We start from the raw sequence: 22,680 nt of genomic DNA on the forward strand, positions 1-22,680 counted from the left end.
CTATAGAGCGGTTTTTTTGTGCTTCTTGAAATCAGCCAAACAACCAGCGCCACAGCAGTACCAGCACGATAACCGCCAATATCGGCCGGGCGATGCGGTACAGCTTGGGATTGCGGCGTTTCCACTGTTTGACCACACCACTGAAGCGGTCGCTGAAGGTTTTACTCCAGGCGTATGCCTTGTTGATCCCGCCTACGCGTTCGTCATCGAGGTTCTGCGGAGCAGTGGCTTTACCCAGTTGCGCGCTGACCCAACGGTTGATCCGGGTCATCAGGGGGCTGGTGAGTGGCCGCTCGATGTCGCAAAACAGGATGACGCGGGTGATGTCGGTTTCGTTTTTGACCCAGTGCACGTAGGTCTCGTCGAACATCACGTCTTCACCGTCGCGCCACGCATATTCTTCGCCATCGACGAAGATACGGCAGGCATCGGAGTTGGGAGTCGACAGGCCCAGGTGATAGCGCAGCGATCCGGCGAACGGGTCACGATGCGGGTTGAGGTGGCTGCCGCCCGGCAACAAGGCAAACATTGCGCCTTTGACATTGGGGATGCTGTTGACCAGCTCAACGGTTTTTGGGCACAGCAACTCGGCCGATGGCAGCGCCTTGTCGTACCACTTGAGGTAAAAACGCTTCCAGCCTTTCTTGAAAAACGAGCCAAAACCGGCGTCGTTGTTCTTTTCTGCGGCGCGAATATAGCCCTCGTCGAACAAATGCATGGCTTCTTCGCGGATCGCTTGCCAGTTGTCCTTGAGCACATCCAGCTCGGGGAACTTGCTGCGGTCCAGGTACGGTTTGGACGGCACACCGGAGAACAGGTACATCAAGGCGTTGTACGGCGCAAAGAACGCGGAGTGGTTGACGAACTGGCGCAACACCGGCAACCGTGCCTTGCCGCGAAAATGCACGTACAGGATGCTGCCGACAAACAGCAGTATGAGCCCTGCCTTGATGGCGAAGGATAAGGTCATGCAACAACTCCTCGAAAATACCGTGCGGCACCAATCGCCCGACGTGGCAGCCGGCCATGATAAACACTACAGGCATAGGACAAAACCCACAAAAACCAATATTCAGGGCAATGACCGACACCAAAGGCAATGATTATGCATTTTGAGGTGGAAAACAGTTTGATTTGGGTCAGGCAACGGCTGTAGCCGCTGCCGCAGGCTGCGATAAGGGCCAAAGGACCTTCATTGTAGATCCAAAGACCCGAGGCGCTACGCCCATCGCAGCCTGCGACATAGTGTTACTGGTGCAGTTCCTGCTCACTGAACATGTCGCTAAACAGGAAACTCGACAGGTAACGCTCACCCGAATCAGGGAGGATCACGACAATGGTTTTGCCTTGCATTTCCGGGGTTTCTGCCAAACGGGCGGCAGCGGCCATCGCTGCGCCGCTGGAGATTCCGCACAAGATGCCTTCTTCATGCATCAGTCGCAGGGCCATGGCTTTGGATTCGTCGTCGCTGACCAGTTCAACCTTGTCGAGAATCGACAAGTCGAGGTTTTTCGGTACAAAACCGGCACCAATGCCCTGGATCTTGTGTGGAGCAGGCTTGATTTCTTCACCAGCCAACGCCTGAGTGATCACCGGCGAGGTGATGGGCTCTACCGCAACCGACAGGATCGGCTTGCCCTGAGTGTGTTTGATATAGCGCGAAATCCCGGTAATCGTACCGCCAGTACCTACACCAGACACCAGCACGTCAACCCCACCATCGGTGTCGTTCCAGATTTCCGGGCCGGTGGTTTTTTCGTGAATCGCCGGGTTGGCCGGGTTTTCAAACTGTTGCGGCATAAAGTAATTGACCGGGTCACTGGCCAGAATTTCAGCAGCCTTGTCGATCGCACCTTTCATACCCTTGGCCGGCTCGGTCAAGATCAGTTCGGCACCCAGAGCCTTAAGCACCTTGCGGCGTTCGATGCTCATCGATGAAGGCATGGTCAGCACTAATTTGTAACCGCGCGCTGCCGCGACAAACGCCAGGCCGATCCCCGTATTCCCCGACGTAGGTTCGATGATGGTCATGCCCGGCTTGAGTACACCGCGGCTCTCGGCATCCCAGATCATATTGGCGCCAATCCGGCATTTCACCGAATAGCCAGGGTTACGACCTTCGATCTTGGCCAGGATCGTCACGCCGCGCGGCGCGATGCTGTTGATCTGCACTAAAGGCGTGTTACCGATGGATTGGGCGTTATCTGCAAAAATGCGGCTCATGGCGGGGTCCTTATGCACCTTTTGGGAAGATCTCAAGGGTAGGCCTCACGCTTACATGCGTCCAGTCATGGCGTGACGCCTCATTCAGAGACTGAATGGCGCGTCTGCGTTCTCGTTATGCGGACAGCGCGTTATAGTCGGACATACTTTTTAGTTGTCCCGCCCTGCCCCTTGCAGGCCCCGGGTTATGGTTTGAGGAATTGCAGATGAAGTTTGAAGGCACTCGCGCCTATGTGGCCACCGACGACCTGAAGCTGGCGGTCAACGCGGCGATCACTCTGGAACGCCCACTACTGGTCAAGGGCGAACCCGGTACAGGCAAGACCATGCTTGCCGAGCAGTTGGCCGAATCCTTTGGCTGCAAGCTGATCACCTGGCACATCAAGTCCACCACCAAGGCTCATCAGGGCCTGTACGAGTACGACGCGGTCAGCCGCCTGCGTGACTCGCAGTTGGGTGTCGACAAGGTGCACGATGTTCGCAACTACCTGAAAAAAGGCAAGCTTTGGGAAGCCTTCGAGGCCGAAGAGCGCGTCATCCTGCTGATTGACGAAATCGACAAGGCTGACATCGAGTTCCCTAACGATTTGCTGCAAGAACTCGACAAGATGGAGTTCTACGTTTACGAGACGGATGAAACGATCAAGGCCAAGGTCCGCCCAATCATCATCATTACCTCCAACAACGAAAAAGAGCTGCCGGACGCTTTCCTGCGCCGCTGCTTCTTCCACTACATCAACTTCCCGGATCGCACCACACTGCAGAAAATCGTCGACGTGCACTTCCCCGACATCAAGAAAGAGCTGGTCAGCGAAGCGCTTGACGTGTTTTTCGACGTGCGCAAGGTGCCAGGGCTAAAGAAAAAACCTTCGACCTCCGAGCTGGTCGACTGGCTCAAGCTGCTGATGGCCGACAACATTGGCGAAGCCGTGTTGCGCGAACGCGATCCGACCAAGGCCATTCCGCCACTGGCGGGCGCGCTGGTTAAAAACGAGCAGGACGTGCAATTGCTTGAGCGCCTGGCGTTTATGAGCCGTCGCCCCAATCGCTGATTTTTCAAGAAGGCGATAAGCATGCTGCTTAACCTGTTCAATGAAATGCGTGCGGCCAAGGTGCCAGTATCCGTGCGCGAGCTGCTGGACCTGATCAACGCCCTGAAACACCGCGTGACCTTCGCCGACATGGACGAGTTTTATTACCTGGCGCGCACGATCCTGGTGAAGGATGAACGTCATTTCGACAAGTTCGACCGGGCGTTTGGCGCCTATTTCAATGGCTTGCAAAACATCAACGAACACCTTGAGGCCTTGATCCCCGAAGACTGGCTGCGCAAGGAGTTCGAGCGTTCGCTGAGCGACGAAGATCGTGCGCAACTCCAGTCCTTGGGCGGCCTGGACAAGCTGATCGAAGCGTTCAAGCAACGCCTTGAGGAGCAAAAGGAACGCCATGCCGGTGGCAACAAATGGATTGGCACGGGCGGTACCAGCCCGTTCGGCTCGGGTGGTTATCACCCCGAAGGGATTCGCGTGGGCGATGCCGGGGCGCGTCAGGGCAAGGCGGCCAAGGTCTGGGAGCAGCGCGAATACAAGAACCTCGACGATCAGGTCGAGCTGGGCACGCGCAATATCAAGGTTGCGCTACGGCGCCTGCGCAAATTCGCCCGCCAGGGCGCGGCGGATGAACTGGATATCGACGGCACCATCGACCACACCGCCCGTGATGCCGGCCTGCTGAATATTCAGATGCGCCCCGAGCGTCGCAACAACATCAAACTGCTGTTGCTGTTCGACATCGGCGGCTCGATGGACTCCCACGTCAAGACGTGCGAAGAGCTGTTTTCGGCCTGCAAAACCGAGTTCAAGCATCTGGAGTACTACTACTTTCACAACTTCATTTATGAATCGGTGTGGAAGAACAACCAACGCCGCCAGGTTGAGCGCATCTCGACCCAGGACCTGCTGAACAAGTACGGTGCCGACTACAAAGTGATTTTTATCGGCGACGCGGCGATGGGCCCGTATGAGATTACCCACGCGGGGGGCAGTGTCGAGCACTGGAACGAAGAGCCAGGCTACAAGTGGATGCAACGCTTTATGGAGAAGTACAAAAAACTTATCTGGATCAATCCATACCCCAAGGACACGTGGAACTACACGGCTTCCACCGGGATCGTGCGTGACCTGATCGAAGATCGCATGTACCCGCTGACCCTTGACGGGCTGGAAGAAGGGATGCGGTTTTTGGCGAAGTGATTTTTCATGAACCTTGTAGATACTCTGTAGCCGCTGCCGCAGGCTGCGATGGGCAGCGCAGCGGCTACAGAGATACTTCAAGCGTGGGAGCGAGCCTGTTCGCGAAGATCATTCGCGAGCAGGCTCGCTCCCACTGGGGCTTGACCTGGAACAGAGTATCTACAAAGTGATTCAGCCGAATCGCTGCATGAATCCCACCATCTGACGTTGCGCAGCTTCCTGGGTGGTGGGCCGCATGGACACGCCCTCCCCCGGCAAGCACTGGGCCAGACGCGCCAGCGCCAATGGCGTCAAGGCACCAAGCCGCGGATAGCCGCCAATGGTCTGACGGTCATTGAGCAGCACGATTGGCTGGCCATCGGGCGGCACTTGAATCGCCCCCAGCGGTATCCCTTCTGAAATCATCGGTGCGCCCTGATAGACCAGCGCTGGCCCCAACAAGCGAATCCCCATGCGGTCGGCCCGGGCGTCCAGAGTCCAGGAGCTGTTGAAAGCATCGAAGGTACTTTGCCCGCTGAAAGCTCCAATTTGCGCACCCAGCACCACATCCAGCGCAGGATTGGCACTGAACACCGGTTGCAGCCCACGGGGTAGTTCGCGCAGCGGCTGTGCATGCCCGGCAAAACTCAGTTCATCGCCTGCGACCAGCCCGCGACCGAAGCCATCCGGCCCACCGAGTTGCTCACGGGCTACCGTGGCGCAACTTCCCAAGACTTGAGGCGCATTGAAACCTGCGGGAGCCGCCAGATAAGCCCGGGCGCCGATCAGCGGCTGGGTAAATGTGAGGGTCTGGCCTTTTTTCAAGTCGAAACTGCGCCAGGGCTTCAGCGCCTGCCTGTCAACTGTGGCAGCAAGGTCGGCGCCCGCCAATGCCAAGCTGCAATCAGCCTGGGCAACCAGGCTCAAGCCACCGAGAGTGATTTCGATAACCGCCGCATCCGGCGAATTACCCAGCAGCCAATTGGCCCACGCCATCGACAGCCAATCCGCGGCACCGCCCTGGGTCACGCCCAAATGCCGCACGCCAAAACGTCCGGTGTCCTGCAACAGGCACAACGGCGTACTGGCTCGAATCAATAATTGGCTCATGCCAGGGCCTCCTGAGGGGTATCGTCACCGCCTAAACGGATGAATTCAGCGTGGGAAACAGGCGCGAATTGCACCGTATCGCCGGGCTGCATCAGGCTGTAGCCATCACGTTCACGGTCAAACAACGCGCTCGGGGTACGCCCGACCAGGTTCCAGCCGCCCGGGGACTGCGCCGGGTAGGCGGCGGTCTGACGCTCGGCAATCCCGACGCTGCCGCTGGCGACGCGCTTGCGCGGGGTGTTCAGGCGTGGGGCGGCCAGCGCCTCTTCGACCAGGCCCATAAAAGCAAAGCCCGGAGCAAAGCCCAGTGCAAACACCTGGTACTGATGCTCGCTGTGACGGCGAATGACCTCACTCACAGAGCAACCTGCGCGCTGGGCCAGCAAGGTGAGTTCCGGGCCCACGCTCAAGTCGTACCACACCGGCAGAACATGGCACTGGCCACGGTTTTGGGTTTCCGGGCGCAGGTCGGTCATGGCCTCGGCGATCAACTCCCGAGCCTGAGCTGGACTTAGCGCCAGTCCGTCGTAATGCACCATCAGGGTGGTGTAGGACGGCACCAGATCGATCAACTGCCCGGCGAAGCAGGCCCGCAATCGTTCGCAGGCGGCCAGCATCCACGGCATGTTGGCTTCGGCGATTTCATCGAACAAACGTAGCATCAGGCAGTCGATGGCCACCACTTCGATACGCGGCGTCATGCCTGAGCCTGCTGGCTCAAAGCCTCGCGAATGCGCTGCACGGCGGCAACCGAGCTGGCGTTATCGCCATGCACACACAGGGTATTGGCATGCAGTAGCAAGGCGCTGCCATCACTGGCAACCAGAGCCTTGCCCGCAGCGATGGTCAGGGCCTGTTGCACGATGACATCCGCTTCGTGGTGCACGGCCCCCGGCAACTGACGCAAGACCAAATGCCCGGCGCTGTCGTAAGCGCGGTCAGCGAAAGCTTCAAACCACAGGGTGATACCGAACTCATCGCCAATCGCCTGGGCGGCGCTGTTGTCGCGGGTAGCCATCAGCATCAGCGGCAAGCTTGAATCATAAGCGGCCATGGCCTGAATCACTGCCCGCAGCTGTGCGGGGTTGGCCATCATGTCGTTGTACATTGCGCCGTGAGGTTTGACGTAGCTGACCCGGGCACCCTGCGCCCGGCAAATGCCATCCAGCGCGCCGATCTGATAGTGCAACAAGTCCTGCACTTCTTGTGCTGAATAGGCCATGGAGCGGCGACCAAAGCCCGCCAGGTCCTGATACGCCGGATGGGCTCCGATTTGCACGTCGTGCGCCAAGGCCAGGGCCACGGTTTTGCGCATGATGCTCGGGTCGCCGGCGTGAAAGCCGCAGGCGATGTTGGCGCAATCGATAAACGGCATGACTTCGGCATCCAGGCCCATGGTCCAGCTGCCAAAACTCTCACCAATGTCGCAGTTCAATAACAGGCGGCTCACGATGATGCTCCTGTGGTCTTTTTATAGTTTAGGTGTGGAGCATTTTTCGACAGCCGCACGCCGTTCGTCCAACTAATAAAAGCCGGACTTGGGCATAAAAATAATTTGATTGCTTCTAACCACACGCACAAATTTTTGTGGGAGCCAGCCAGCTCGCGAAGGTCGTTAACAGTAGCGCGCGTTTACAAGGTTATCGTGCGCTATTGAGATCTTCGCGAGCAGGCTCGCTCCCACGATCAGTAGCTGCGCTCGCGTCGGGCCAGACGTTCGCGTTGGCGTTTGCCACCGAGTACCACCCAGTCCACCAGCCTGAAGAACCCCTCGATAATAAAGGAGAACAACAAGGCCCCTGCCATAGCCCAGCCTATGGCGCTTGGCGACAGCAAGACCTGATAGGTGTAGGCGTTGAGGGTTTCCTGGCGGATGGCCGGGTCGGCCGCATACGCTACTTGCAGGGCGCGCATGTACCACGGGCCTTGCATGGCCTGGAACTGCTCGTCGAGCAGGCGCTGACGGTTGAGCAAGGTGCCGAGGCTGGTGGCATCGCTGCGGAAGACCGGGTCGTCGCTGGCCTGGTAATGTGCCACCAGCGCTTGCAGGTCACCTTTGAAAAACTGGTTGGCGGTGTTCTGGAAGCCCGTCAACCCGGTCTGGGCCTCGATCAGATGAGCTTCAACGCGATTGGCGTAATCATTGATAAACCCAGGCACTTGCACACCGAGGAGCAGCCCAAGGGTAAACAACACCAACCGCAGGTAGCTCAAGAACATACACGCCTATCCTTATTCGGTTGTGCCCTGGCTGACGCATTCACCGCGTCGCCACAGGCTCCATTGGCCCGGCTCGTAGCGGGTCCAGGTTTCGTTTTCGGTCAAAGGCTCGGTGGCGATCACGGTGACCACATCGTTAGGCGTGGTTTCGGCCTGAAAATCGACGATCACGTCGACATCTTTCAAGCGTGCCGGACCAAACGGGGCGCGACGGGTAATTTGCGCCAGCTTGGTCGAGCAATAGCAAAACAACCAGTCACCGTCGCTGAGCAGGCAGTTGAACACGCCTTTGCTGCGAAACTCGGCGCAGGCCGCTACCAGCACCGGCAGAATGCTCTCAACGTCGACCGGCTCGGGGAAGGCTTCGCGCACCCGGTTGAGCAGATCACAGAACGCCGCTTCGCTGTCGGTATCGCCTATGGGACGGTAAAAGCTCGTGCTCGGGGAAAAGTCGGCCAACTGACCGTTATGCGCGAAACACCAGTTACGCCCCCACAGCTCACGGACAAACGGGTGAGTATTGGACAGGCACACCTTGCCCACGTTGGCCTGGCGGATATGGCCAATCACCACTTCACTTTTGATCGGGTAACGCTGTACCAGCAAAGCGACTTCGGAGTCGCAACTGGCAGCCGGGTCCTGGAACAGGCGCAGGCCACGGCCTTCGTAGAAGGCAATGCCCCAGCCATCACGATGCGGGCCGGTACGCCCGCCGCGCTGCATAAGCCCGGTAAAGCTGAACACAATATCGGTCGGGACGTTGGCGCTCATGCCCAATAATTCACACACGCTCGCACTCTCGCATTCAGGCTCGACGAAATAGGATTACAACCGCGGCTCGACCCGGGACGGGGCCGGTGCACGCGATGCGCCTTGTGGCGCATAACGATCATTGCCGGCCGAGCCAAATGGCTGGTCGTCTTCAGGATCGTGTTGATGGGCTTGTGCTGCCGCGTCGGCTTGCGCCTTTCGCGCCTTGCTGGCGCGCTCGATTGGCCAGCGGATCAACACAAACACAGCGTATAGACACAGCGCAATAATGGCGTACATCAGCAGGTCAGAGACGGCACGCCAAGCGTTGTTGCCGACTTTAAACGCCAGATCCAGCGCGGTAATAGCCACCGCTGGCGCGAATTGCTCTTTGACCGGGTCAATAATGGTCGGACTGAACAGCAGCACGGCCATTAACACGCGCAATGGTTCGCGCAGCCAGCGCCACATGAAGCGGGTCAGGCGGCACCATACGAGCAGGCAGCCAAAAGCTGCAAAGGCGTAAAGGCCCCAGGCGATCAGATAGTCGTTCTCGGTCATGGTATCCATGGTCGGCAGGCAATGAGACGCTATGATAACGGCTTTTAGGCAGTGCGGCTGCAACGCCGTCAGCGCCACTTCTTTTCATGCAGGTTTCAGAGAACACTTAATGACCGAATCAGCCCACGCCAATAGCGCTCCTATCGCACATAAGGTTGAGGGCTCAGACCCCTACTCGTGGTTGCAAAATCGCGATAGCGATGAAGTTTTAGACTACTTGAAAGCCGAAAACAGCTATCAGGAGGCACAACTGGCCGATCAGGCCACCTTGCGTGAGACGCTGTTTCAAGAGATCAAGGGCCGAATTCGCGAAACCGACCTGTCACTGCCCTCCCCTTGGGGGCCGTATCTGTACTACACCCGCACCAATGCCGGCGATGAGTACGCTCGCCATTACCGCTGCCCGCGCCCGGCCGATGACAGTCAGCAGGTCGACGAAAACGCCGAACACTTGCTGCTGGACCCCAACGCCCTGGCCGATGGCGGGTTTATTTCCCTGGGCGCATTCAGCATCAGCCCTGATCACCAGCGGCTGGCCTACAGCCTGGACACCAGCGGTGAAGAGGTTTATCGCCTGTTTGTCAAAGAACTGAGCAGTGGCGCTGTTACCGAACTGCCATTTGAAGACTGCGATGGCAGCATGACGTGGGCCAATGACAGCCAGACGCTGTTTTTCGCCGAGCTTGACGACACCCATCGCCCGCACAAGTTGTTGCGTCATACCTTGGGCGAGACGCACGCCCACGAGGTGTTTCATGAGCCGGACGGACGTTTCTTCCTGCATTGCTATCGTTCGAGTTCCGAGCACCAGCTGATTTTGCTGCTCAACAGCAAAACCACCAGCGAAAGCTGGGTGCTGGACGCCGATCAGCCGCAGCAAGCCTTTAGCTGCTTGGCACCACGGGTTGAAGGGCACGATTACAGCGTCGATCACGGCCTGTACGAAGGCCAATGGGCCTGGTTTATCCGCACCAATCAGGACGGCATTAATTTTGCCCTCTATTACGCCCTCGGCGAGGTGCCGACGCGCAATGACTGGCAGCAACTGATCGCCCACAGCGACAGCGTGATGCTGGAAGGCATGACCCTGAACTCCCAAGCCTTGTGCTTGAGCCTGCGTGAAGGCGGCCTGCCGATCATTGAAGTGCGCCCCAACGATCTGCCGTCGTATCGCGTGCAATTGCCGGACGCGGCCTACAGCCTGTATGTGCAAGACAGCCTGGAATTTGACAGCAAGCATATTCGCCTGCGTTACGAAGCACTGAATCGCCCGGCACAAGTTCGACAACTGACGCTCAGCACCGGCGCGCAAAACGTGCTCAAGGAAACCCCGGTACTGGGGCCATTCAATGCCGATGACTACGTCAGCCAGCGCTTGTGGGCTACCGCACCGGACGGCACTCAGGTGCCGATCAGCCTGGTGGTCAAACGCGACGTCCTGGGCCAGCCTGTGCCGCTCTACCTGTATGGCTACGGCGCCTACGGTGAAAGTCTCGACCCGTGGTTTTCCCATTCGCGCTTGAGCCTGCTCGATCGAGGCGTAGCCTTTGCCATCGCCCATGTGCGTGGTGGCGGTGAACTGGGCGAAGCCTGGTATCGCGCGGGAAAACAGGAACACAAACACAACACGTTCAGCGATTTTATCGCCTGTGCCGAACACCTGATCGAACAGGGCCTGACCCGTAGCGAACAATTGGTCATCAGTGGCGGCAGTGCTGGCGGGCTGCTGATTGGTGCGGTGCTCAATCAACGTCCTGAGCTGTTCAAGGCGGCGATTGCCGAAGTGCCGTTCGTGGATGTACTCAACACCATGCTCGACCCGGACCTGCCGTTGACCGTCACCGAATACGACGAATGGGGCAACCCGCAAGAGCCAGAGGTGTATGAGCGGATCAAGGCCTACGCACCATATGAAAACGTCACAGCGCAAGCGTATCCGGCGATGCTGGTAATTGCTGGCTACAACGACAGTCGCGTGCAGTATTGGGAAGCTGCCAAATGGGTGGCCAAACTGCGCGCCAGCAAAACCGACGACAACCTGCTGCTGCTCAAGACCGAGCTGGAAGCAGGCCATGGCGGCATGAGCGGGCGTTATCAGGGCTTGCGCGATGTGGCGCTGGAATATGCGTTTGTGTTCAAGGTGCTGGGTATTTAACGGTCACGTAGCAGCTGACGAGCTCCGCGAGGCTGCGTCCGACGATGCAATCGTCGTAAACCCGGTATCCGCGATGTCTCTGAAACACCAAGGCTGAGTGGTTTTACGACTGCTTCGCAGCCGAACGTAGCCTCGCTCTACTCGTCAACTGCTACAGGGGTTTTGCTCGCCTTCGCGCTGTTCGTCAGCGGCTACACACGCTCGCGTACAGTCAGTCCTGAGAGGTTTTACCTTTCGAGTCTTTCGGTTCAAGCCCCGGTAGCGCTTGATCCTTGGGCGGTTGCGGCAGATCAATCGGTGGCAGCGGGATCAGGCTGCCACTCCCGGCTACCGGTTTTGGCACAGCGCGCGGGGTGATTTGCGGGTACGGGGTTGGCGTGGCAGTGCCTGGCGAACCCGGTGCCGCAGTCACGGGTGCGCTCGGAACAGTGGTTAATTCCGTTGCCTGGGCTGCACTTATCAAGAGCGCGCTCCATACAATGGCCGTTAGAATAGTGCGTTTCATCAATCACTCCGTTGCCAGACCGGTTTGTCTGCCCTCAGGCTACTCGTAACCTGCGGTTTTTGCCCCCTTCAATGAGATTTCCATGAAACGTTTTGTTTTGCTCGACACCACTCCAATCCCCGAAAACGGCGGTGCCTTGTGCCTGTTCGAGTATGGCGAAGACTTCGTGATCAAGATTCAGGGCGGTGACGGCGGCCAGTTGATGAACACCCGCATGCATGGCTCCGAAGACGCACTGGCCGAAATCCCCTGCCGCAAGGTCGCCGGGCGTCCGCAGTCGCGGGTCCTGATTGGCGGTCTGGGCATGGGCTTCACCCTGGCCTCGGCGCTCAAGCATTTGGGCAAGACTGCCGAAGTGGTAGTCGCCGAACTGGTACCCGGCGTCGTTGAATGGAATCGCGGCCCGCTGGGCGAAAAATCGGGTAACCCGCTACAAGACCCACGCACCGTGATCCGCATGGAAGACGTCGCCAAGGTCCTGCAAGCCGAACCCAGTGGTTTTGATGCGATCATGCTCGACGTCGACAACGGCCCTGAAGGCCTGACCCAAAAAGCCAATAGCTGGTTGTACTCAGCGGGCGGTTTGAGCGCCTGCGCCAAGGCCCTGCGCCCAAAAGGCGTGCTGGCGGTCTGGTCTGCCAGCGCTGACAAACAGTTTTCGGACAAACTGCGCAAAGCCGGTTTCAAGGCTGAAGAAGTGCAGGTGTTTGCCCACGGCAACAAGGGCACCCGGCACACGATCTGGATTGCAGAAAAAATCAAAGGCTGATCAACAGCTAAACTTAGCGACATAACCGTCATTAGTCTTACAAGGTGAACCCATGAGTTCGGCGAACCCACCCTCCCACACCGCCAAGCTGGATCGCATCCTGGCCGATGCCCAGCGTGACCGCGAAATGGGCTACCGCGACAAAGCCCTGAAAATGTACCCCCACGTGTGCGGCCGCTGCGCCCGTGAGTTTGCTGGCAAGCGCCTGAGCGAGCTGACGGTGCACCACCGCGACCACAACCACGATAACAACCCGCAAGACGGTTCCAACTGGGAACTGCTGTGCTTGTACTGCCACGACAACGAGCACTCTCGTTACACCGATCAGCAGTACTTTTCGGAAAGCTCCACCAGCAGCCCGAAAATTGCCAAGGCCACCCACAACCCGTTCGCGGCGTTGGCCGGGCTGATGAAGAAAGACGAGTAGCACACCGCCACTCCCACCGCAGGCCTATGCTGTGCCAATGCCGTATACTCGCGTCTTTTTTCGCAAAGGCTCGGGCACGTGGCAAACAAACGGTACAGCTGCATTGGTTTGTATAACCCCAAATCACCGGAAAACGTCGGCTCGGTGATGCGTGCGGCTGGTTGCTATAACGTGGCGTCGGTGTTTTACACCGGTAAACGCTATGAGCGCGCTCGCGACTTCGTCACCGACACCAAGAAAATCCATCAGGATATTCCTCTGATCGGTATCGACGATCTGAAAAAAATCATTCCACTGGGCTGTATCCCGGTCGCGGTTGAGATGGTCGAGGGCGCGCGCTCCTTGCCTGAGTACACCCACCCTGACCGGGCGATTTATATTTTCGGCCCGGAAGACGGCTCGCTCGGCAAGGACGTGCTCGACTGGTGCGAAGACGTGATTTACATCCCTACCACGGGCTGCATGAACCTGGCCGCAACGGTCAATGTGGTGCTTTACGACCGTTTGGCCAAGGGCAAAAACACCCGCTCCGGGCCCAAGTTCGGCTAAGTCAGACCTTGTCTTTATTCTGCTGGCTGGAGCTCCAGTCCACCAGCAGGCTATATGCGATGGCAAGCAAGGTTGGGCCGATAAACAGGCCGATGAAACCAAAGGCTATCAAACCGCCAAACACGCCAAGCAGGACGATTACCAGCGGCAGGTTGCCGCCCCTGCTGATCAGATATGGTTTAAGCACGTTATCGACACCGCTGATGATCAGCGTGCCCCAAACACCCAGGAAGATCGCCATCCCGTAATCGCCCTTCCAGGCCAGCCAAGCCGTGGCCGGAATCCAGATCAGCGGCGGTCCCATCGGGATCAGGCTGAGCAGGAACGTTGCCAGCCCCAGCACCAATGCACCGGGCACTCCAGCGATAAGAAAGCCGATCAGCGCCAGCAATGCCTGGGCAGCTGCGGTGCCGATCACACCGTTAACCACTCGCTGCACAGTGCCCGCTACCAGCTCCTGGTAGTAGTCGGCACGATCACCAATCAACCGCTCAAGCAGACCGTGTACAAAGCTCGCCAGCCGCGGGCCATCACGGTAAAAAAAGAACACAAAGACAATACTCAGCGTCAATTCAAGAATGCCGCCGCCGATCTGTGCACTGCGAGCCAGTAACCAGTTACCCACCTGCCCCAGGTAGGGCTTGACCGCCAGAAGCATCGCCGCGCCCTGTTCATCGATGGTGTTCCATATCCCCACCAGACGTTCGCCCACCAGCGGGATACCGGCAATCCAGGCCGGAGCATCTGGCAAGCCTTCGAGCTGCACATCCTTGACGAAGGTGGTGGCATCACGCACATGGTCTGCCAGGTTTAGCCCCAGCCACACCAGCGGCACGGCCACCAACAGCATCCAGCCCAGGGTCAGGATGCTCGCGGCCAGCGATTCGCGGCCCTTGAGCAAGCGTGTCAGCAGGCGCATCAGCGGCCAGCTGGCAAACGCCAGCACTGCGCCCCAGAATAAGGCTGACCAGAATGGCGCCATCACCCACAGGCTGGCACCGAACAACACCAGCAGCAGAATCTGCACCAGCAGGCGATCGTTATTGAGCATGTATGTTCCGCAGAAAATTCAGAATAAAAGAAGGACGACGACTACGCAGAGTGTAGCCGTCGTTTGAAAAAGTTTAGCGTAGCAACTCGATATGCAGGCCCTTGGCCTGACCATTACCCAGTTCCATTCGGGCAGCCCGTACCCCGTTATTGATCAACGCATCGCGCCAGGCGGAAGCCTGGGCACCGGTCAAACTGACCCTGGAAGTCGCATCAAGGTTCAATGCTCTTGAGATCAACGTCAGCCACTGTGCATCCGGCTCACCGCTGAGCTTGGGGAAGTCCAGTTCGCCGGTACTTTTCAACTGGCGCTGCAAGGTGGCCGAGGTCGGAAGCAACTCACCCAGATCGGCACTCGCCTGCAGTTGTTCGACGTGCAGATAGGCTTTGCGGTTGCCCCGATTGATGCCGTACAAGGCAATCAGTTGGTTCTGCTCGGGAGCCGCTCGACGCAGCAACAAGTAGGTCTGTTGCTCATCAGAACCGACCAGTTTGGAATTACCGAAAATCTCATTGGCCCAGATGCTGCTTTCGCCACAGTCACGAGCCTGGCACCAGAACAGCAATTCGGCACCCTGCTTTTGCAGTGCTTCACGGGCAGCGGTAAAGGCTTCGGTGGCCGAATGTTCGGCAGGCAACTCGTAGGTCACAGCCGTGGTCTGACCACGGGTATTGATCTGTCCCTCGAATCGCAGGCGGCCGCTGATCTTACGGATCGAGCCCATCGGGTAAATACGCTCGACGTCAGGTTTAACGGTGTAATCGACAATTTGCGCGTCCGCGAGGCGCGGCACATCGGGCAAATCGTGGCTACCGGGTACATCACTGGCCCACAGTAGCGGGCTAAAACAGCTCAGTCCCAACGCCCAGATATAACGATTGGGTATTTTCATCGGCGTACATCACCGAGTGCTAGCGTGTGGCTCAGCATCCTCACGATAGAGACCGGGTGGCCTTTCGAGGTCGCAGCGGTGTAGAGATCTATCATGGTTGTCTCCCATTTCAACCCGCCAAGCCTCGACAGTTGGTAGCCGCAAGTCAAGGAACGGCGAAGAACCGATTGAAACAGTCTGCAACAAGGATCGCCCCTGCCTCGTCATTCAGGTGCAAATGATGGCCACCTGGTAACCGTTCCAGTGTGAAGGGTAGTCGATCCAGCAGCTCGGGATGATTGGCCAGCATGCCCTGCTCTGCCACCACCAGCGTCGTAGGGCAACTCACCCGCCGAACGAAGGACATTGCCTGCTCGTCACTCAGGCGCAAGGGCGACGGTAATGTCAGCCGGCTGTCGCTACGCCAGCTGTAACCTCCTGGCACCGGCATCAGACCGCGCTGGGCCAGCAGTTCTGCCGCCTCACGACTGACGGCAACCAGACCTTTCATTCGCGCCTCAACGGCCCGGTCGAGGGTCGGATGCACTGACTTGCGTTTGTGCTCCAGGTCGAGTTGCGCCTGCAGGGCTTGCCCCATGCGCTCAGCCGTATCCCCTTCAGGGCCGCTGCGCAACACGATGCCATCAATCAGCGCCAGCCGGGTCACCCGCTCAGGGAACGATCCGGCAATGACTACCGACACAATCGCCCCCAGCGAGTGGCCCAACAGGGCAAACCGATCCCAACCCAGTTGCTCGGCCACACGCAGCACATCAAAGGCATAGTCCGCCAACGCATACCCGGCTCCGCGTGGCCGGTGATCCGAATGACCATGCCCGGCGAAATCCAGCGCCACGATGCGCAACCCCGACAGTTTTGGCGCCAGCCGGGCAAAGCTGTTGGCGTTGTCCAGCCAACCGTGCAGGGCAATTACGGGCAGCCCGTCTTCGGGACCAAAAATGTGTGCGGCCAGTTCGATATGCGGCAGGCTAAGACGAATTTCTTCAACCACAGGGCTCATGCAAGGTGCTCTTTAGAGGCCAGGATAACGAAGCTCCCAGCGGGCAAAAATCTGTTTCAGCAGGCTGGCGGTGTCCTGCGGCTGCTCCAGCGGGAACATGTGCCCGCCCGGCACACTCAGCGACTCTCCGTTGGGCATGCGGGCAACAGCCTTGGCATGATGGCTCATGACTACCCGGCTGTCGCGCCCGCGAACCACGGTCAACGGCACCTGCAACTGAAAGGCTCGACCGGGACTGGTATGCGGGACGCTGCGATAGATGTCGATCTCTGTTGCCGGGTCAAAGCTCAGCCGCAAGCGGTCATCCACAGGCCGCAACCCGTGCTCCAGATAGGCTTCAAAGCAGTCGGGATCAAAGCTGCGAAACAGCGATTTGCCTGCAAAGTAAGCGCGCGCCGCTTCCCGGTCGGCAAACTCTTCACGCCGTCCCAGCGTGCGACCGGCCGGGGTCAGACGATCGATCAGGCCAAAGCGTTTGGCCGCACGAATCACCCACTGGTCGGTACGCGTCAGCACCGGTGAATCCAGCATGACTACGCCTCGGTACAGGTGCGGACAGCGGATAGCGGCATGCAGATGCAGCATCCCGCCCAGCGAATGGCCCACCCCCAGCACGGGTTCGTCTTGCTGTTGCAGATGGAAGATCAGTTCATCAACAAGGTTGTGCCAGTTGTTGTCCACCGGATAACGCGGGTCATGCCCGTGCTGTGGCAGATGAGCCACGCGGTAATCCGGCGCAAGGGCACGGAACAGCTTTGCGTACGTGGCCGAAGGGAAGCCATTGGCATGGGCGAAAAAAATCTGCCGAGACATACAAGGCGTCCAGATGTAGGAGGTATGCCGTATTGTCTGCAGGAAGATTCTTCATATCAATGACCGTATGCGCCATGAGTGACGACACTACGGCCATTATCTGGCCGTTTGATCACCGAGCTGGTGGTGTTTCACCTAAAGGAACGACGGCGATGGTCAGCCGGGAAATACAGTTGTTTTTGCCGCTGTCATCGCTCAGGCGGATATCCCAGACATGGGTCGTGCGGCCTATGTGCACCGGGCGGGCCACTGCGCTCACCCGGCCGCTACGCACGCCACGCAAGTGGTTGGCGTTGACCTCGAGGCCAACACAATAGAATTTGGTGGTGTCGACACACAGAAAGCTGGCCATCGAACCCAAGGTTTCGGCCAGGACCACCGAGGCGCCACCATGTAACAGGCCAAAGGGTTGATGAGTGCGATGATCGACCACCATGCTCGCGGTGATTGAGTTGTCATCGAAGGCATCGAAGGTGATGTCCAGCACGTCGCAAATCGTGTTGTTGCGCATTGAATTCAAGTACGCCAGATCTGGCGGGGTGGTCCACAAGCTCATGTGGTCATTCCTAGGTCAGTGAATGTGGGTGGCGGAACCATTGGCCTTCAACGCAACGTCAAAATGCCATGGGTCCGCCACCAACTATCTTTCACTACGACCAACATGCGCAACCGCAGGACTGATCAAGGGTGATACGCACTGAGCAAGGTCATGCTGCCCGCCAGCGGCCACTCACCTTCAAGCTCCACCAGGCTGGCCGTCTGCATGGGCTGGGGCTGGCGCAAATGGCCGTGCAGCAACAAGCTGATCAACTCGCCCACAAACGGCTGATGGCTGACCAACAATACATTGCCGCTGTCCGCAAGTTTACTGACCGCGTCCCTGGGCTCGCTCTCGGGTGTCAGCCACGGCACGGTAATGAGCTCGGAAGTGAAACCCAAGGCCTTGCGTACCAGCTCAGCGGTCTGCTGAGCCCGCACATAAGGGCTGACCAAAATGCAGTCCAGCGGCTGGCCGATCAATCGGGCGGCGCTATGCAGTACTTGCTCCCGACCATGGGTCGTGAGTTCGCGCTCGGCATCTCGCCGGGCGTGGGGCTGGGCTTCGCCATGACGCAAAATCCAGACTTTCATGGCTTGGTCTCTTCGCCCTTGGCGGCTTGCCCGTAAGGCGCTTCACCTTCAGGGGCACGCGGAGCTGGCCAGTCTGCAAACGGCCAGGGTTTTTGCTCGGTGTGAAAGCTGCCGAAACGGCCGATCTGCGCCAGATAAAGGCTCAGGCTGTCGCCAAAGTTCATCAGGCAACCGTTGGGCGCGCCATACACCAAGCGGTAAATCAGTTGCACCAGCACCAGCCCGCCGAGGACCAGTTGTGCTACCTGCCAGACCAGCAAGAAAACCAGCATCCACAGCACGCGCAAAATGATGGACTCGTACTTGGGCGCGTTTTTAGTGTCGTTCATCTACTGCTCCTGTCGTGCTCAGTTAAAACCGCTGGTGGAAATAAAGTCGACATCGGTCTTCGGTTCGCCGCGCATCAACTGCCCGATCACCTGGTCCAGGGTATAACCCTCGAACAAAATAGCGTGCAGGCCAGCAACCAGCGGCATGTATACGTTCAGCTCCTGTGCCTTGGCCTTGAGCACCTTGAGGGTGTTCACGCCTTCGGCCACTTCCCCCAGCCGAGCAACCGCGTCTTCGAGGCTCAGCCCCTGCCCCAAGGCAAAGCCGACCTGGTAGTTACGGCTTTTGGGGGATGAGCAAGTGACAATCAAATCACCTACACCAGCCAGACCGAGAAAAGTCATGGGGTTGGCGCCCTGGCTCACGGCAAATCGGGTCATTTCTGCCAATGCACGGGTAATCAACATGCTCTTGGTATTTTCACCCATGCCCAACGCCACCGCCATGCCGGCGATGATCGCGTAAACGTTTTTCAACGCCCCGCCCAACTCCACCCCAAACCGGTCAGCACTGGCATAGACCCGGAAGGTACGCCCGTGCAGTGCGGCCTGAACGCGACTACAAAGGTCTTCGTCGGCACTGGCGACTACGGTGGCGGTCAGGGCATGCTCGGCAACCTCCCGCGCCAGGTTAGGCCCGGACAGCACGCCAATGCGCGCTTGCGGGGCAATTTCTTCAAGGATTTCGCTCATCAGTTTGAAACTATGAGCCTCAATTCCTTTGGTCAGGCTGACCAGCATTTTGCCGCTCAAACGCTCGGCATGTGCCGCCAGCACACTGCGCAAGGCGCTGGACGGCAAGGCTACAAAACATAGCTCACAGGCTTCGAGTGCTGCCTGCAGGTCGGTTACCGGCTCGACCCCGGGATGAATCTTGATGCCTTTAAGGTAACGTGGGTTTTCTCGATTGAGGCGAATCGCCTCGGCTTGCTCGGGGTCGCGCATCCACTGATGTACACGATGACCGTTCTCTGCCAGCAAGTTGGCCACGGCGGTGCCAAAGCTTCCGCCTCCCAAGACCGCAATAGCGCGCTGTTCAGTCATATGCAATCCCGTAATCCATCTAGCAGTGGCAATGGCGGCATTATACGGAGCACATCACCCGCGACCAGCCCCATGGCATATGGATGGCTTTGACTGAAAAAGTACCGCACCTCGGTTAACATGGTGTTCTGGTTCTCACCTTCAAGAGGCAGCACTGCTGTACTTCAAAATGAACGACTGCAAGTCAAGGATGACAATCAACATAGGCCATGTGTTTGCTGGCTGGCGACTCTCTGAAGGAGCCCCACTCCCATGATGGCTCGCACTCGGTGGGACATCCACACCCGCACTCAGATGATGAGCCTGGGCCCGGCGTTGTTATTGACCTTGTTGTTGATCAGTTTTTTTACCTTTGTAAGAATCCAGGACTTGCGCCAGGAGCTCAAACACACGGGCCAGTTGATCGCCAACCAACTGGCACCCGCCACCGAGTACGGGGTCATCACCGGGAACACTCATGTTCTGGAAACCCTGATAAACGCCTCTCTGAACATTCCGCACGTCCAGTTTGTGCAAGTACAGAACCGTACCAACGACGTGCTGGCCCACGCAGAGCACCCAACATCCAGCGCAGAACAAGGGTCGCAGGTTGAAGTGTTCCAGGCTTCCGTAAGGCTGCAAAAGAACCCCTCGGGGAGTTTTTCTCTGGTGAGCAATGACCAGCTGCCAGCACCCGCAGAAGACTATCTGGGACGGGTACTGGTTGGCATGTCCGGGGAGGCATTCAGTTCCCGCCAGCAAGAAATCCTGCTCAAGGCCGTGATTCTTGCCTTGTTTGCACTGGGGTTCACTTACCTCCTGGCCAGACGCCTGGCATCAAACTTGTCCAAGCCCATCAGTGATATGAGCAACGCGGTCAAGGCTATCCAGCAAGGCGACTACAAGCGTCCCTTGCCGGTCGTCGACGATGGCGAGCTGGGCAGCCTGGCCCAACACATCAACAACCTGGCCGAGGGCCTTGAACAGGCCAGCCGCGAGCAGCAGACAGCCATTGCGCAGCTGATTCAGACCCGCGAAGAGGCCGAGCGAGCCAACCGCGCCAAAACCGATTTTCTGGCAATGATGAGCCACGAGCTGCGCACGCCAATGAATGGCGTATTAGGGATGCTGCAACTGCTGGAAACCACAGAGATGACCGACGAGCAGGCTGAATATGCCGCCCTCGCGTCGGAGTCCACCGAACATTTGCTCAAGGTCATCAACGATATCCTCGACTTCTCGCGAATCGAACGTTCGGCGCTTGAGCTGGAGCACATCCCCTTCAGCCTTGCAGAGTTGGTCAGCAACTGCGCTCAGGCGTTCCAGCACAGCGCCGGGCAACGCGGGTTGCGTTTGCAACTGACTATCCCCGAGGGTTTGCAAGACTTGCACGTCCTGGGCGACCCGACCCGAATCCGGCAAATTCTGGTCAACCTGATCGGCAACGCCTTGAAGTTCACCGAACATGGCCAGGTGAGTATCGAACCGCTTTGGCAACAGCTGGATCACGAGTTGATCTGGTTTACCTGCGCCGTGCGCGACAGTGGTATCGGCATCAGCAGCGAAAAGCTGGACTCCATGTTTACAGCCTTCCAGCAGGCTGACAGTTCGATTTCGCGGCGTTATGGCGGTACAGGGCTGGGACTGCCCATCGCCCGTACGCTGGCTGAGCGCATGGGCGGCTCACTGCACGCCGCGAGCGAAGAAACACAAGGCTCGGTGTTCACCCTGGAAATCCCGTTGGAGCTGCATCAACCCATAGCACTCAGCCCACGGCCTGTGCCAGAAGCTGAAGCGACATGTACGCCAGGGCGTAAAGTCCTGCTGGTGGAAGATAATCTGGTCAATCAGACCGTGATTGAAGCCATGTTGAGCAGCCTAGGGTATGAGGTGAGTATGGTCAGCGATGGCGCACAAGCCATTCATTTCGCCAACACCGAGCGCTTCGCCGCGATCCTGATGGATTGTCGGTTGCCGATCATCAACGGCTACGAGGCCACTCGGCAAATTCGCCAACTGCCCGGCTGCGCGACCCTGCCCATCATCGCCTTGACCGCCAACGCCTTGCAGGGTGATCGGGAAACCTGCCTGCAGGCTGGAATGAACGATTACCTGGCCAAGCCGTTCAAACGAGCTGATCTGGAACAAATTCTGCAGCGCTGGGTCCAGTAACTTATGGCTAATAAGCCACCTGCGACTGGCGTTAAACACAAAAGTGCGGCAGTCTTAGACACCCGAATGGGCCACTGAACCGGCCCGATTTAAATTTTCAGTGCACAAGTGTACATTCTTGCCCTTTGCGCTGTGACTTTCACTACAACGCAATAGTCTATGTGTAGGCTGGCGAACTGGGACGTGTACGTTTCGGTTGGTCGGGAAGATTTGCCCCACCCTGCCGCATGGGATTATTGAGGAGCTCGCATGACCAAACAAAACGCCTTTACTCGGGAAGATTTGCTGCGCTGTAGCCGCGGCGAGCTGTTCGGCCCGGGTAACGCGCAACTGCCCGCCCCTAACATGCTGATGGTGGATCGCATCACCCATATCAGTGAAGAGGGTGGCAAGTACGGCAAAGGTGAATTGGTCGCCGAGCTGGATATCACCCCGGACCTGTGGTTTTTCGCCTGCCATTTCGAAGGCGATCCGGTGATGCCAGGCTGCCTGGGCCTCGACGCCATGTGGCAGTTGGTAGGTTTCTATCTCGGCTGGCAAGGTCTGCCGGGCCGCGGTCGTGCCTTGGGCTCGGGCGAAGTGAAGTTCTTTGGCCAGGTCTTGCCGACCGCCAAGAAAGTCACCTACAACATTCAAATCAAGCGCGTCCTCAAAGGCAAACTGAACCTGGCCATTGCCGATGGTTCGGTGACTGTCGACGGTCGCGAGATTTATACAGCCGAAGGCCTTCGGGTCGGCGTATTTACTTCCACTGACAACTTTTAAGGGT

At 58.2% G+C, this 22,680-nt stretch carries 25 protein-coding genes; 8 read left to right on the forward strand and 17 right to left on the reverse strand.

Annotated features, from left to right (window positions below; all coding sequences use genetic code 11):
• Nucleotides 1-31 precede the first annotated feature (31 nt).
• Nucleotides 32-970, reverse strand: coding sequence for an aspartyl/asparaginyl beta-hydroxylase domain-containing protein (locus U5A05_RS16795; protein WP_261739048.1), 939 nt, complete (start codon nt 968-970; stop codon nt 32-34).
• Between the two features lie 278 nt (nt 971-1,248).
• Nucleotides 1,249-2,223 carry a cysteine synthase A gene (cysK, locus tag U5A05_RS16800; protein ID WP_321833997.1) on the reverse strand — a complete coding sequence of 325 codons (975 nt, stop codon included), beginning with the start codon at nt 2,221-2,223 and terminating at the stop codon, nt 1,249-1,251.
• Nucleotides 2,224-2,429: 206 nt separating this feature from the next.
• Here cysK and U5A05_RS16805 point away from each other — a divergent pair, with 206 nt between their 5' ends.
• Both U5A05_RS16805 and U5A05_RS16810 read left to right on the forward strand, forming a co-directional pair.
• Nucleotides 2,430-3,275, forward strand: coding sequence for an AAA family ATPase (locus tag U5A05_RS16805; protein ID WP_261739050.1), 846 nt, complete (start codon nt 2,430-2,432; stop codon nt 3,273-3,275).
• Nucleotides 3,276-3,296: 21 nt separating this feature from the next.
• Nucleotides 3,297-4,475, forward strand: a complete 1,179-nt coding sequence (locus U5A05_RS16810) for a vWA domain-containing protein (RefSeq protein WP_321833999.1) — start codon at nt 3,297-3,299, stop codon at nt 4,473-4,475.
• Nucleotides 4,476-4,646: 171 nt separating this feature from the next.
• Here the strand turns inward: U5A05_RS16810 and U5A05_RS16815 are convergent, their stop codons facing one another.
• From U5A05_RS16815 to U5A05_RS16840, 6 genes are all read right to left on the reverse strand, one after another.
• Nucleotides 4,647-5,564, reverse strand: a complete 918-nt coding sequence (locus U5A05_RS16815; RefSeq protein ID WP_321834000.1) for a 5-oxoprolinase subunit C family protein — start codon at nt 5,562-5,564, stop codon at nt 4,647-4,649.
• Nucleotides 5,561-6,265, reverse strand: a complete 705-nt coding sequence (locus U5A05_RS16820; protein ID WP_321834002.1) for a 5-oxoprolinase subunit B family protein — start codon at nt 6,263-6,265, stop codon at nt 5,561-5,563. Before U5A05_RS16820 ends, U5A05_RS16815 begins: the two co-directional genes overlap by 4 nt.
• The gene (locus U5A05_RS16825) at nt 6,262-7,014 is read right to left on the reverse strand and encodes a 5-oxoprolinase subunit PxpA (protein WP_321834005.1); all 753 of its coding nucleotides are present in this window, start codon (nt 7,012-7,014) and stop codon (nt 6,262-6,264) included. Before U5A05_RS16825 ends, U5A05_RS16820 begins: the two co-directional genes overlap by 4 nt.
• 236 nt (nt 7,015-7,250) lie before the next feature.
• Entirely contained in the window at nt 7,251-7,784 is a 534-nt protein-coding gene (locus U5A05_RS16830; RefSeq protein WP_321834007.1) for a DUF2937 family protein, read from the reverse strand.
• A gap of 12 nt (nt 7,785-7,796) precedes the next feature.
• Nucleotides 7,797-8,573 (reverse strand): class II glutamine amidotransferase, encoded by a 777-nt coding sequence (locus U5A05_RS16835; RefSeq protein ID WP_261739056.1) that lies wholly within the window; start codon nt 8,571-8,573, stop codon nt 7,797-7,799.
• A 36-nt stretch (nt 8,574-8,609) separates the two neighbouring features.
• A complete protein-coding gene (locus U5A05_RS16840; RefSeq protein WP_321834008.1) occupies nt 8,610-9,104 on the reverse strand; it encodes an MFS transporter in 495 nt (164 codons plus the stop codon).
• Nucleotides 9,105-9,204: 100 nt separating this feature from the next.
• Here U5A05_RS16840 and U5A05_RS16845 point away from each other — a divergent pair, with 100 nt between their 5' ends.
• Entirely contained in the window at nt 9,205-11,250 is a 2,046-nt protein-coding gene (locus tag U5A05_RS16845) for a S9 family peptidase (RefSeq protein WP_321834009.1), read from the forward strand.
• Nucleotides 11,251-11,461: 211 nt separating this feature from the next.
• Here the strand turns inward: U5A05_RS16845 and U5A05_RS16850 are convergent, their stop codons facing one another.
• Nucleotides 11,462-11,755 carry a hypothetical protein gene (locus tag U5A05_RS16850; protein ID WP_261739059.1) on the reverse strand — a complete coding sequence of 98 codons (294 nt, stop codon included), beginning with the start codon at nt 11,753-11,755 and terminating at the stop codon, nt 11,462-11,464.
• 82 nt (nt 11,756-11,837) lie between these two features.
• Between U5A05_RS16850 and U5A05_RS16855 the strand changes: the two genes are divergently transcribed.
• From U5A05_RS16855 to U5A05_RS16865, 3 genes are all read left to right on the forward strand, one after another.
• On the forward strand, nt 11,838-12,524 hold the full coding sequence (locus tag U5A05_RS16855; protein ID WP_048382941.1) for a spermidine synthase: 687 nt from the start codon (nt 11,838-11,840) through the stop codon (nt 12,522-12,524).
• A 52-nt stretch (nt 12,525-12,576) separates the two neighbouring features.
• A complete protein-coding gene (locus U5A05_RS16860; RefSeq protein ID WP_003441620.1) occupies nt 12,577-12,951 on the forward strand; it encodes a YajD family HNH nuclease in 375 nt (124 codons plus the stop codon).
• A 78-nt stretch (nt 12,952-13,029) separates the two neighbouring features.
• The gene (locus U5A05_RS16865) at nt 13,030-13,500 is read left to right on the forward strand and encodes an RNA methyltransferase (protein WP_261739060.1); all 471 of its coding nucleotides are present in this window, start codon (nt 13,030-13,032) and stop codon (nt 13,498-13,500) included.
• A gap of 1 nt (nt 13,501) precedes the next feature.
• On the opposite strand, the gene U5A05_RS16870 is transcribed toward U5A05_RS16865, so the two are convergent.
• The 8 genes from U5A05_RS16870 to U5A05_RS16905 all read right to left on the reverse strand — a co-directional run bounded on the left by U5A05_RS16870 (nt 13,502) and on the right by U5A05_RS16905 (nt 19,760).
• Nucleotides 13,502-14,551: an AI-2E family transporter gene (locus U5A05_RS16870; RefSeq protein WP_261739061.1), complete on the reverse strand. Its 1,050-nt coding sequence runs from the start codon at nt 14,549-14,551 to the stop codon at nt 13,502-13,504.
• 73 nt (nt 14,552-14,624) lie between these two features.
• Nucleotides 14,625-15,443, reverse strand: a complete 819-nt coding sequence (locus tag U5A05_RS16875; protein WP_261739062.1) for a DUF4892 domain-containing protein — start codon at nt 15,441-15,443, stop codon at nt 14,625-14,627.
• A 145-nt stretch (nt 15,444-15,588) separates the two neighbouring features.
• A complete protein-coding gene (locus U5A05_RS16880) occupies nt 15,589-16,443 on the reverse strand; it encodes an alpha/beta hydrolase (protein WP_321834018.1) in 855 nt (284 codons plus the stop codon).
• Between the two features lie 12 nt (nt 16,444-16,455).
• Nucleotides 16,456-17,256 carry an alpha/beta fold hydrolase gene (locus U5A05_RS16885; protein ID WP_261739064.1) on the reverse strand — a complete coding sequence of 267 codons (801 nt, stop codon included), beginning with the start codon at nt 17,254-17,256 and terminating at the stop codon, nt 16,456-16,458.
• A gap of 112 nt (nt 17,257-17,368) precedes the next feature.
• On the reverse strand, nt 17,369-17,812 hold the full coding sequence (locus U5A05_RS16890; protein ID WP_261739065.1) for a hotdog fold thioesterase: 444 nt from the start codon (nt 17,810-17,812) through the stop codon (nt 17,369-17,371).
• A gap of 125 nt (nt 17,813-17,937) precedes the next feature.
• Nucleotides 17,938-18,387, reverse strand: coding sequence for a phosphohistidine phosphatase SixA (gene sixA / locus U5A05_RS16895; protein WP_321834019.1), 450 nt, complete (start codon nt 18,385-18,387; stop codon nt 17,938-17,940).
• Nucleotides 18,384-18,716 (reverse strand): DUF4389 domain-containing protein, encoded by a 333-nt coding sequence (locus U5A05_RS16900; protein WP_261739067.1) that lies wholly within the window; start codon nt 18,714-18,716, stop codon nt 18,384-18,386. Before U5A05_RS16900 ends, sixA begins: the two co-directional genes overlap by 4 nt.
• 18 nt (nt 18,717-18,734) lie before the next feature.
• The gene (locus U5A05_RS16905; protein ID WP_261739068.1) at nt 18,735-19,760 is read right to left on the reverse strand and encodes an NAD(P)H-dependent glycerol-3-phosphate dehydrogenase; all 1,026 of its coding nucleotides are present in this window, start codon (nt 19,758-19,760) and stop codon (nt 18,735-18,737) included.
• Between the two features lie 252 nt (nt 19,761-20,012).
• Here U5A05_RS16905 and U5A05_RS16910 point away from each other — a divergent pair, with 252 nt between their 5' ends.
• Nucleotides 20,013-21,911: an ATP-binding protein gene (locus tag U5A05_RS16910; RefSeq protein ID WP_261739069.1), complete on the forward strand. Its 1,899-nt coding sequence runs from the start codon at nt 20,013-20,015 to the stop codon at nt 21,909-21,911.
• 249 nt (nt 21,912-22,160) lie between these two features.
• Entirely contained in the window at nt 22,161-22,676 is a 516-nt protein-coding gene (fabA, locus tag U5A05_RS16915; protein WP_003210552.1) for a 3-hydroxyacyl-[acyl-carrier-protein] dehydratase FabA, read from the forward strand.
• The last annotated feature ends 4 nt before the right edge of the window (nt 22,677-22,680 follow it).

This window comes from Pseudomonas kulmbachensis, from assembly GCF_963681935.1.
GTDB classification, from domain to species: domain Bacteria; phylum Pseudomonadota; class Gammaproteobacteria; order Pseudomonadales; family Pseudomonadaceae; genus Aquipseudomonas; species Aquipseudomonas kulmbachensis.

Bases quoted from the DNA above. Each gene is read 5' to 3' on its own strand.
- U5A05_RS16910 (WP_261739069.1), top strand. From the start codon at position 20,013: ATGATGGCTCGCACTCGGTGGGACATCCACACCCGCACTCAGATGATG.
- U5A05_RS16860 (WP_003441620.1), top strand. From the start codon at position 12,577: ATGAGTTCGGCGAACCCACCCTCCCACACCGCCAAGCTGGATCGCATC.
- U5A05_RS16820 (WP_321834002.1), bottom strand. From the start codon at position 6,265: ATGACGCCGCGTATCGAAGTGGTGGCCATCGACTGCCTGATGCTACGT.
- U5A05_RS16795 (WP_261739048.1), bottom strand. From the start codon at position 970: ATGACCTTATCCTTCGCCATCAAGGCAGGGCTCATACTGCTGTTTGTC.
- U5A05_RS16815 (WP_321834000.1), bottom strand. From the start codon at position 5,564: ATGAGCCAATTATTGATTCGAGCCAGTACGCCGTTGTGCCTGTTGCAG.
- U5A05_RS16845 (WP_321834009.1), top strand. From the start codon at position 9,205: ATGACCGAATCAGCCCACGCCAATAGCGCTCCTATCGCACATAAGGTT.
- U5A05_RS16855 (WP_048382941.1), top strand. From the start codon at position 11,838: ATGAAACGTTTTGTTTTGCTCGACACCACTCCAATCCCCGAAAACGGC.
- fabA (WP_003210552.1), top strand. From the start codon at position 22,161: ATGACCAAACAAAACGCCTTTACTCGGGAAGATTTGCTGCGCTGTAGC.
- U5A05_RS16880 (WP_321834018.1), bottom strand. From the start codon at position 16,443: ATGAGCCCTGTGGTTGAAGAAATTCGTCTTAGCCTGCCGCATATCGAA.
- U5A05_RS16905 (WP_261739068.1), bottom strand. From the start codon at position 19,760: ATGACTGAACAGCGCGCTATTGCGGTCTTGGGAGGCGGAAGCTTTGGC.
- U5A05_RS16885 (WP_261739064.1), bottom strand. From the start codon at position 17,256: ATGTCTCGGCAGATTTTTTTCGCCCATGCCAATGGCTTCCCTTCGGCC.
- U5A05_RS16890 (WP_261739065.1), bottom strand. From the start codon at position 17,812: ATGAGCTTGTGGACCACCCCGCCAGATCTGGCGTACTTGAATTCAATG.
- U5A05_RS16810 (WP_321833999.1), top strand. From the start codon at position 3,297: ATGCTGCTTAACCTGTTCAATGAAATGCGTGCGGCCAAGGTGCCAGTA.
- U5A05_RS16875 (WP_261739062.1), bottom strand. From the start codon at position 15,443: ATGAAAATACCCAATCGTTATATCTGGGCGTTGGGACTGAGCTGTTTT.
- U5A05_RS16900 (WP_261739067.1), bottom strand. From the start codon at position 18,716: ATGAACGACACTAAAAACGCGCCCAAGTACGAGTCCATCATTTTGCGC.
- U5A05_RS16840 (WP_321834008.1), bottom strand. From the start codon at position 9,104: ATGGATACCATGACCGAGAACGACTATCTGATCGCCTGGGGCCTTTAC.
- U5A05_RS16870 (WP_261739061.1), bottom strand. From the start codon at position 14,551: ATGCTCAATAACGATCGCCTGCTGGTGCAGATTCTGCTGCTGGTGTTG.
- sixA (WP_321834019.1), bottom strand. From the start codon at position 18,387: ATGAAAGTCTGGATTTTGCGTCATGGCGAAGCCCAGCCCCACGCCCGG.
- cysK (WP_321833997.1), bottom strand. From the start codon at position 2,223: ATGAGCCGCATTTTTGCAGATAACGCCCAATCCATCGGTAACACGCCT.
- U5A05_RS16830 (WP_321834007.1), bottom strand. From the start codon at position 7,784: ATGTTCTTGAGCTACCTGCGGTTGGTGTTGTTTACCCTTGGGCTGCTC.
- U5A05_RS16850 (WP_261739059.1), bottom strand. From the start codon at position 11,755: ATGAAACGCACTATTCTAACGGCCATTGTATGGAGCGCGCTCTTGATA.
- U5A05_RS16805 (WP_261739050.1), top strand. From the start codon at position 2,430: ATGAAGTTTGAAGGCACTCGCGCCTATGTGGCCACCGACGACCTGAAG.